Genomic DNA, 1,413 nt, shown 5'->3' on the forward strand with positions numbered 1-1,413 from the left:
GCGGCTCCACGCTGCGCGACTTCAAGGACGCCCACGGCAGCACTGGCCAGTACCAGGGCCGGGCGCGGGTCTATGGCCGGGCCGGTGAGGCCTGCAGCCGCTGCGGCGGCATCATCCAGCGCATCATGCAAGGCCAGCGCGCCACCTATTTCTGCGCCGGCTGCCAACGCCGCTGAATCTGCCGCAGACCGCCGCTGAGGTGCCATCGCCTACCGTCGGGCGACCCGCCTGCGAGAAACAGCGGCGCCAGCCCGGTGTTGCAAGGCAGTTGCCGGGCATTTCGCGCTAGCATCCCAAAGCTACCGTCGCCACCGCCGTCACACCGACGCAAGACTGCCCGCCCCAAGCCGATGCTCACCTCCGCCACTCCCTCCCAGCGCCTGGACATGCAACCGTCGCTTGTGCCCGGGCTGGACGCACTGGCCGACTGGCGCCTGGCGCTGGAAGGCGAGCTGGCCCGGCTGGAAAGCTTCCTGGCCCACAGCGACCTGCTGGCGCCTTCGGCGGCGGCGGCTTCGGTCGCGCTGCGCCGGCGGCTCACCACCGACAAGCTGGTGGTCGCCTTTGTCGCCGAGTTCTCGCGCGGCAAGAGCGAGCTGATCAACGCCATCTTCTTTGCCGACGCCGGCCGCCGCATCCTGCCGGCCACGCCGGGTCGCACGACGATGTGCCCGGTCGAGCTGTCCTGGGACGGCGCCGAGCTGCCGACGCTGGACCTGCTGCCCATCGCGACCCGGCGCCACAAGGCCACGCTGGCCGAATGGTGCGACCAGCGCGACAAATGGCACCGCGTCCCACTGGACCCGAGCAACCCCGACGCACTGGCCGCCTCGCTGCAGCAGGTCACCTACACCCAGAAGGTCAGCCGCGACGAGGCGCAGGCGCTGGGCCTGTGGTCCGAGGAGCACACCGCCGACAACCCGCCGACCACCGAAGACGGCCTGGTCGAGATCCCCGCCTGGCGCCACGCCGTCATCAACTACCCGCACCCGCTGCTGCAGCGCGGGCTGGTGGTGATCGACACGCCTGGCCTGAACGCCATCGGCACCGAACCCGAGCTGACGCTGGGCCTGCTGCCCAGCGCCCATGCCGCGCTGTTCGTGCTGGGGGCAGACACAGGCGTGACCCGCTCCGACCTGGACATCTGGACCGACCACCTGGGCGGCCAGGGCCTGGCCTGCTTCGTCGTGCTGAACAAGATGGACACGCTGGCCGACCCGCTGGCCACGCCGCAGGAGCAGTTGGCCATCATCGAGCGCCAGCGCGTGAGCACCGCACAGACGCTGGGCATTCCGCGCGAACGCGTGTTCCCGGTGTCGGCCCGCCAGGCCCTCAGTGCGCGCCTGCAGGGCGACGCCGCCGGCCTGGAAGCCAGCCGCCTGCCCATCCTGGAAGCGGCGTTGAATGCCGACC

At 71.1% G+C, this 1,413-nt stretch carries 2 protein-coding genes; both read left to right on the forward strand.

The annotated features are described in order from the left end of the window. The first annotated feature begins 11 nt into the window (after nucleotides 1–11). Complete coding sequence (locus FKP22_RS34300; protein ID WP_259372478.1) at nucleotides 12–176, forward strand: zinc finger domain-containing protein; 165 nt, start codon at nucleotides 12–14, stop codon at nucleotides 174–176. A gap of 210 nt (nucleotides 177–386) precedes the next feature. Further along, the coding region (locus FKP22_RS30345) for a dynamin family protein (protein ID WP_233447025.1) at nucleotides 387–1,413 on the forward strand (1,027 nt) is incomplete at its 3' end.

Origin of the sequence: Ideonella azotifigens, from assembly GCF_006519715.1 — a bacterium.
GTDB classification, from domain to species: domain Bacteria; phylum Pseudomonadota; class Gammaproteobacteria; order Burkholderiales; family Burkholderiaceae_C; genus Ideonella; species Ideonella azotifigens.